Annotated in this window: 4 protein-coding genes; 3 read left to right on the top strand and 1 reads right to left on the bottom strand. The window is 53.0% G+C overall.

Annotation, left to right across the window (positions count from 1 at the left end; genetic code table 11):
• Positions 1 to 435: 435 nt before the first annotated feature.
• The gene (locus tag AB1656_26710; protein ID MEW6238989.1) at positions 436 to 1,614 is read right to left on the bottom strand and encodes a Gfo/Idh/MocA family oxidoreductase; all 1,179 of its coding nucleotides are present in this window, start codon (positions 1,612 to 1,614) and stop codon (positions 436 to 438) included.
• A gap of 619 nt (positions 1,615 to 2,233) precedes the next feature.
• Between AB1656_26710 and ftsY the strand changes: the two genes are divergently transcribed.
• The 3 genes from ftsY to AB1656_26695 are packed head-to-tail and all read left to right on the top strand — an operon-like array spanning position 2,234 to position 7,748.
• Entirely contained in the window at positions 2,234 to 3,322 is a 1,089-nt protein-coding gene (gene ftsY / locus AB1656_26705) for a signal recognition particle-docking protein FtsY (GenBank protein MEW6238988.1), read from the top strand.
• 50 nt (positions 3,323 to 3,372) lie between these two features.
• A complete protein-coding gene (locus AB1656_26700) occupies positions 3,373 to 4,638 on the top strand; it encodes an efflux RND transporter periplasmic adaptor subunit (GenBank protein ID MEW6238987.1) in 1,266 nt (421 codons plus the stop codon).
• Positions 4,635 to 7,748, top strand: a complete 3,114-nt coding sequence (locus tag AB1656_26695) for an efflux RND transporter permease subunit (protein MEW6238986.1) — start codon at positions 4,635 to 4,637, stop codon at positions 7,746 to 7,748. Before AB1656_26700 ends, AB1656_26695 begins: the two co-directional genes overlap by 4 nt.
• Positions 7,749 to 7,915 lie beyond the last annotated feature (167 nt).

Here is a 7,915-nt window from a genome sequence, read left to right as displayed (position 1 = left end):
TTCACCTCCCAAGTCGCCTCGCAGAGGCGTCGAATATGACTACGCGGTCAAACAGCCAACTACCGCGACCGGACTTTCACCGGCAAGACAGGCAGCCTTATGGGCTGCGAACGAAAACGCGAAATAATAAGAAAATCACAAAAAAAAACAAAAAAAATTGTGGAAGGGATCGCGCCGTGAAAAGATTTTTTCCATGAAATCAATAAGAATCCCCCATATCCGTGATTCGATAACTTCATGGAATTCGAGTTCTTTCGTGTTTTCGTGATTCAAAAACGCGACGGAAATGGGGCCTCAACGCCGCTCTGGAACAGTTCCTCCAACTTGCGGACGGGACGTCCGCACTCCCAGGCGCGTAGCATGAGCTAGCAATGTAAAACAAAAGGGGACGCCGCGATGACGTCCCCTTTATTCTTACTCAACAAAAAGAAATCGTTATTTCAATTCCACGCAGGCGTGGTTGTTCTTGTTGCTTTCCAGCGCTTTTTCGATGAAGGCGATGCCTATGCGGCCGTCGTCGACGGTGGCGTACTTGGAGCCGTCCGTTTTTTGATAGGTTCCCGCCTGGTAGGCGCGTACGTCCGCTTCGAAGCAACGGTGCAGCCGCGCGAAGGCGTCGTGGAAAGCTTCAGGGTGGCCAGAAGGAATCGTCGGTTCGGACAAGAGGCTGGCGGGGATATCTTTGAAGAAGCCATCGTTGGGCTTCACTTCTCCGCGCCAATATACGCGATCCGGCTGGCCGGGGAGATGAATGACGAGTTTTTCCGGCTCTTCCTGCCGCCAGACCAAGGTTCCCTTGTCGCCGTTGACTTCGATGCCCAGATCGTTTTTATGGCCGATGGCGATCTGCGAAGCGCGCACCAAAGCCTTGCCGCCATTGGACAGTTCGCAATAAACGGTGAAATGGTCGTCTAATTGCCGACCAGCGACAAAAGTCTCCAGATAGGCTTGCAGCTTCACGACGTCGAGGCCTGTAACGTAACGCAGCTGCATCAAGGCGTGGGTGCCGATGTCGCCGCCGCAGCAGCTGCCGCCCGCGCGCTTGGGATCGACGCGCCATTCGGCCTGCATAACGCCTTGGTCTTCCATACGTCCCGCCAACCAACCTTGGATGTAGTAGGAATCCACCCAGCGCACCTTGCCGATCAAGCCGGAAGTAACGATGAAACGTGACAAGCGGCTGGTCCAATGGCCGAGATACGTATGCGCCGTGCAGAAGGGTATCTTCTTCTCATTGACGATCTTGACCAGTTCTTCCGATTCCTGCAGCGTTACCGTCAACGGTTTTTCGCAAAAAACGGGAATGCCCCTCGAGAGCGCTTTCTTGGCGGGATCGAAATGGACGAAGTTGGGCGTAACGATCAAGACGTAATCGATGCGCTCGCCCGCAGGCTTCTTCATCTCTTCGTCCAGCATTTCGTCGTAATTCTTATAGCCCTTAATCGGATACGCCCACGCTTCCGCCTCTTTCATGGCGACGGCGGGATCGGGATGCAAGGCGCCGCAAACGACGCGCCGCGTTCCATCGAAGAAAATCGCTTTCTGATGCGGATTGACGATAAAAGCGCCTCCGCCTCCACCTACCAGACCTACATTCAAAGGCCTATTCGACATAATCATTCTCCTTCCTGCTTTATTATTAATAACTCATGTTACGCGCAATGGGAAATTAGAGGAATCTATTACCCTCCTCGATCGAATCGCGAAAATTCGAAATAAAAAAGAAAAACACGAAAAAGGAATCTCTTCCTAAACCCGCCGTTGAAACGGCGGGCTATTGTCGTTTGCCCCTTTAAAGGGGCATTTGGCAATAGCCCAGCCTTTCAAGGCTGGGAGATGAAATTTCGCGGCATACGACTTTTTTACGCGCCGAAAGAGACATAATCTTGGAAACCTCAACGCCTCTCTTGAACGATTTTTCCGATGCCGTGACAATACAGGCTGCGTAACATGAGTTAATAAATAATCTCAAAACGAACCTGCGAACGATTTCTTATGCTACTATTTTCCTTCTCGAAAATGTAGGCTCCCGCCGCTTCCTTTTCCAGGAAAATTCGCTTTCGCCGTCATTTTTCCAATCCTTGGCGCAGAAAGAACGCTCTTCGCGCACAGAGAGGTCTATGGCTTTGATTGGATCGAGAAGACAGCTATAGTATCAATCTTAAACAACCTCGCCGCTTCTGACGCGCGGCGGCTCGCTCTCGACGAATTCTCCCCATAAGGATTAAGGTTTATGTTTTGGAAAAGAAAGAAAGAAACTCTTGCAACCTCGCCTGTAACTCCATCGGAAGGAATGATTTCTTCCATCGATGAGGAAGCGCAAATTCTTGACGCTTCTCCTGCGCTTACGGAGGAAATAGAAAAATCCGCCGCGCCCAAGAAAAGCCTCTTCGCCAAATTGCGGGATGGATTGCGGGCGACGAGGGAATCCATCGCCCGCAAAACGCTCAATCTCTTCAAACTGCGGGGAAAAATCGACGACGATCTTTTGGAAGATTTGGAAGAAATATTGATTTCCGCCGATGTGGGCGTGGAAACGACGATGACGTTGATCGAAGAACTGCGCGACCGCATCCGCCGGGAGAAGAAGAACAATTCCACCGATTCGGAATGGCTGACGCAAACCATGCAATTCCTCATGCGCGAAATGCTTGAACAAGGAGAACGCGCTTTGAAGACGCCGCCGCAAGGTCCCGGCGTTTATCTCGTCATCGGCGTGAACGGCGTCGGCAAAACTACAGCTATCGGCAAATTGGCGCATCGCTTGAAAAGCCAGGGGCAAAAAGTGCTGCTTGTCGCCGCCGATACGTTCCGGGCCGCCGCCATCCAGCAATTGGAAATTTGGGCGAAACGCGCGGGCGTCCCCATCGTATTAGGAACGGAAGGCGCCGATCCCTCTTCCGTCGTCTATAACGCTATGAGCGAAGCAAAGCAATCGGCGCCGGATGCGGTGATCATCGATACCGCCGGACGCTTGCATACCAAAACCAACTTGATTCAGGAACTTTCGAAAATGTCGCGGGTCATCGCCCGCGAATTCGAAGGGGCGCCTCACGAAACGCTGCTAGTGCTGGACGCCTCGACGGGACAAAACGCCTTAACGCAAGCAAAGACGTTTCTGCAATCCTGCGGCGTGACGGGGTTGATCCTGACTAAGCTGGACGGCACCGCCCGCGGCGGAGTCGTTCTCTCCGTGCATAAGGAACTGAACTTGCCGGTGAAGTTCATCGGCGTCGGCGAAGGCATCGAAGACTTGGAACCTTTCGATCCGGAGGCCTTTTCTAAGGCATTGTTCCAAATGGACGACAATTCGGACAAATAAATCGTTCCGCCGGATCATTGGCAAGGCCGCCGCCGATGGGGAGATGGATTATGAATTCCCTTTCCAAAACATCATGCGCATTCCTCACGGCGGTTGTAATAATAACCTCAATCGGCTGCCAAGATCCGCCGGATACAACGTTGGATCCGAATCCATCTCCCATCAAACCGCTTGCCGTCTTTATAGCCAAACCCCGCATTCGAGATGTCACCCTGACCTGCGAAGCCGTTGGAACCGTCCGCCCCTGGAAAATCGTCCGCGTCTCCAGCGAAGCGCCGGGACCTATCGAGCGCCTTTATTTCGAAAAAGGAGAACGCGTTTTTAAAGACGCTCTCCTGGCGGAAATCGATTCGGCCAAAACCAAAGCGTTATGCGACCAGGCGCAAGCCCAATACGATATCGCCGCCGCCAACCACAAGAAAATGCAATCCCTTAGCCGTCCCCAAGAGATCGATATCGCCGAAAGCGCCTTGCAGCAGGCGAAGGTCCAACAACAAGAAGCCCAACGCAATTACGAACGGTTGAAGTCCTTGCGCCAAACGGGGAACATCGCCCAAAGCCAATTAGACGTAGCGGAAACGGCGTACCAAGTCGCTAACCGCGCTATGGCCGCCGCAGAAAAGAGATTGGAACTTGCACAGATCGGCGCCCGCCAGGAAGACTTGGCCGAAAGCGCGGCGCGATTGGCTCAGGCGGAGGCGGCCTTGCGCCTGGCCCAGGAACAACGGCATGATTCCCGCATTCTCTCCCCTTTGGATGGAACCATCGTCGAGAAATACGTAGAAGAAGGGGAGATGGTCGGCGCGGGCGCTCCCATCGCCGTCATCGTTGACGCCAGCCGAGTAAAAATCGCCGCCCGCATCCCTGAAAAAGACATTGCCAAAATCGCTCCCGGCTGCACTGCGATCATCCGCGCCGACGCCCTTGCCAATATAACATTCGAAGGAACTCTCTCCTTCCTCAGCGTCATGGCGGACGAAGTAAGCCATTCCTTTCCCGCCGAGGCGGCGGTGGACAACGCCAACGGCTTGCTGCGAGCAGGCATGATTGCGCGTCTCCAGTTCGTCGCGGAACGGCGAGAAAATGCGACTCTCGTCAAAACGGACAGTTTATGGAGCCGAGGCGGAAAAACAGGCGTCTTCCTCATCAAGGAAAATGCGGCGATTTTTCAACCGCTGAAAATCGGCCCCTCTACCGGCGAGTGGACGATCGTCGAGGAGGGACTCCAAACGGATGACGTTCTAGCGGCGGCGGCTCCGGAAAGTCTCGTCAATGGGCAGAATGTCGTAATCGGGGGGGAAATGGATTGGCGATGAGCATTACGGATATCGGGGTTAACAATCCCGTCTTCGTTAAAATTGTTTTACTATTGATCTTCGCCGCCGGTGGAGCATCCTTCCTATCTCTTCCTCGCTATATAGACCCCGATGTCAATATCAATACGGTTGTTGTTTTAACCGTGAATCCCGGCATGGCGCCGGAAGACATCGAAACTCTCATCACTCAGAAAATCGAAGACGAGGTCATCGATCTGGAAGACATCGACCGCATCATGTCTATTTCCAGAGAAGGCGCTTCGGTCGTCAATATAGAATTCTACCAATCCGTTAAGGATATGAATTATAAAGTCACCAAGGTGCAAAACGCCGTTAACCGGATTACGGACTTGCCCGAAGATGTGGAAATGCCCCGCGTTTATGAAATCACCACTTCCTTCTTTCCCATCTGCGAAATCGCCTTTTCCGCTCCCCTTCCTGAAAAAACGCTCAAGGAGTTGACCAAGCGCTTGTCAGATCGCATCGAAGACATTCACAGCGTGGGATCGGTAAATATCTTCGGCGACCGCGAACGGCAAATCCGCGTTGATGTGGATCGGCAACGCCTGGAAGCGTACGGTTTGTCGCTGCAAAACGTCTGCGACGCCGTTCGGACGCGCAGCCGAAACGTTCCCGGCGGCGTGATGGACATCGGCCAGCAAAGATTCAACCTGCGCGTCATCGGCGAAGCGGAGAAGCCGGAGCAGTTGGGGGAAATCGCTCTCCACTCGCTGCCCGACGGCGGAACAGTCTATCTGAGCGACGTGGCGTCCATTCAGGATTCTCACGAAGACGAATGGGTGCGAGTGCGGGAAGGCGGCCGCCCTTGCATGTTGCTCCAAGTCAAAAGAAAAAAAGGGGCGGATACGATAAAAATATTGCAAGAGATCAAATCCTTGATGCGGGATTTTCAATCGCAAATGGGGAGCGGAATCCATTTGACTCTCTTCACCGATACCAGCAAGGAAATCGAAAACCGCATTTCCGACTTGCAGAAAAACGCATTCTATGGATTATGCATTGTCTTTCTTCTCCTCGCCTATTCTCTGGGAGCGAGAAACGCCGTCTTCGCCACCTTGGGAATCCCCGTTTCCTTTCTCTCCACTTTCGCTTATATGCATTGGGCGAATTTAAGCCTTGACGGCGTTTCGTTGTTTGCGCTCATCCTGGTTTTGGGAATCGTAGTGGACGACGCCATCATCGTTTTGGAAAACATCCGCCGCCGCATGGAACAAGGCCTTCCCGCCCGCCAGGCCGCCATCGTTGGTGCGAAAGAAGTAATCCTTCCCGTAACCGCCGCTACGTTCACCACCGTCGCCGCCTTCGCGCCGCTATTATTAGTTACGGGCATCATCGGAAAATTTATCCAAGAAATTCCGCTCGTCGTCATTTTTACGCTGATGGCTTCGCTTTTCGAGGCTTTTTTTATGATGCCCAGCCATGTCGCAGAATATGGCTCCATCCCTCGGCGAGGAATCGACCGGGACTACCGGCGCGATCTTTTCGCCTGGCTGCGCCCGAAATTAGGAAGAAGCTTGTTTTACGTTCTTCGCCGCCGCTATACGGTGGTTCCGATCTTATTGCTGCTGTTGTCGATCGGCAGCTATGTTTCATGGAAGATATTACAAGTGGAAATGTTCCCCAACAGCGACGCTTTTCCCCGCTTCGACGTCAAGATATGGCTGCAAGACGGAACCCGGCTGGACGAATCCGAACGCGCCTTGAAGGAGATCGAAGCCATCGTTCGCCGCATCCTTCCCGCCGAGATTCTCGATACGACCATCGCCATCGCCGGCATGGTAGAAGTGGAATACCGCAACGAATTTGCTCCCCACGTCGGCACGCTGGAAGTTCTTTTGCGGGATAACTATAAACAAACAACGTCCATACCGGAATTGATCGAAAAGGTACGCCCGCTTCTTGGCGGCGTGAAGGGCTTGCGTTCGTTCCAAATCGACCGCAAAAAAGAAGGGCCGCCTACGGGCGCGCCCGTATATATCGACGTTCGCGGCGAGAAATGGGAAAACCTGGAGGCCGTCGCCCGCCGGTTAAAGGAACGCCTCGCCTCCATCGAGGGCGTTTACGACATACGGGACGATTACTCGCGCAGCCGCCGCGAATTGTGGGCGCAGACGGACGAAGCGAAATCCCAGTTGCTCGGCGTCAATAACGGCCTTCTGGCCGATACTGTCAACGCCGCCGTCCAAGGCCGCAAAGCCGCCGTCTTTCACGACAAGGGAGATGAGTTCGATATCGTCGTCCGGCTGCGGGAAGAGGATCGTTCCTCCATCGACGCCTTGCGCGATATCAAGATCAAGACTCCTTACGGAGGTTACGTGACCGTAGGCGACGCCGCCAGTTTAAAGTTTCTTCCCGGTTTCTATACCATTCCCCATACGGACGGCAAGCGCACGATCTCCATCACCGCGCAACTCGATTCCAAGAAGACGACATCCCAAACCGTCAACGCGCAAATCCAGCGCCTTATCCCCCAATTTCTTGAAAGCTATCCCGAATGCCAAATCGCATTCAGCGGCGAATACCTACGCAATCAAGAAGTATTCCGAAGCCTTTTTCTATGTTTTTTGTTGGGAATTTTTCTGATTTATCTTATTCTCGCCACTCAATTCCATTCTTTTATGCAGCCGTTGATCATCATGTTAGTGATTCCCTTCGCCTCGGTAGGCGTCTTCGGAGGGCTATTGCTTACTCTTAACCGTCTCACATTTCCCGCTATGATCGGCATTGTCGCCCTGGCGGGCATCGTGGTCAACGATTCGCTAGTGTTAGTGGAATTCGTCAACCGTCACCGTAAATCGGGATTGAGTTTATATTACGCCATCATCAGCGCATCGAAAGTTCGTTTGCGTCCTATTATTCTCACATCCATCACTACTATCGGCGGCCTGGCGCCGATGGCGCTGGGACTGGGCGGCAAATCGCCTCTCTGGTCGCCGCTAGCCAACGCCATCATCTTCGGTTTGACCACATCCACGCTGTTAACGCTCTTTATCATCCCCCTCGTCTACGCCATCGCCGAAGACATAAAACTTTTCTGTAGGAAAAAATGGATGCAGATTTATTCTATTATCAAGAATAAATCGAAATGAGGAGCGACAGGGCGACGGGATGGGGACGGGGTGGCAAGGGCAAAGTAGTTTTTGCCCTTGAATATCCGCTATGGATGCGTCTTATGAAAGACACTGCCAATAATCCTGCGGTTCAGCGCTTCATCCTCGCGCCCCATCTCTGCCTGATTCCTCTCTTCCTATTCTTC

The organism is Candidatus Omnitrophota bacterium, assembly GCA_040755155.1.
Lineage (GTDB): Bacteria > Hinthialibacterota > Hinthialibacteria > Hinthialibacterales > Hinthialibacteraceae > JBFMBP01.
This window is presented reverse-complemented; position numbering and strand designations above follow the sequence as displayed.

What these genes read in the sequence shown, in the direction of transcription:
- AB1656_26695 (MEW6238986.1), top strand. Translation starts at nt 4,635, where the DNA reads ATGAGCATTACGGATATCGGGGTTAACAATCCCGTCTTCGTTAAAATT.
- ftsY (MEW6238988.1), top strand. Translation starts at nt 2,234, where the DNA reads ATGTTTTGGAAAAGAAAGAAAGAAACTCTTGCAACCTCGCCTGTAACT.
- AB1656_26710 (MEW6238989.1), bottom strand. Translation starts at nt 1,614, where the DNA reads ATGTCGAATAGGCCTTTGAATGTAGGTCTGGTAGGTGGAGGCGGAGGC.
- AB1656_26700 (MEW6238987.1), top strand. Translation starts at nt 3,373, where the DNA reads ATGAATTCCCTTTCCAAAACATCATGCGCATTCCTCACGGCGGTTGTA.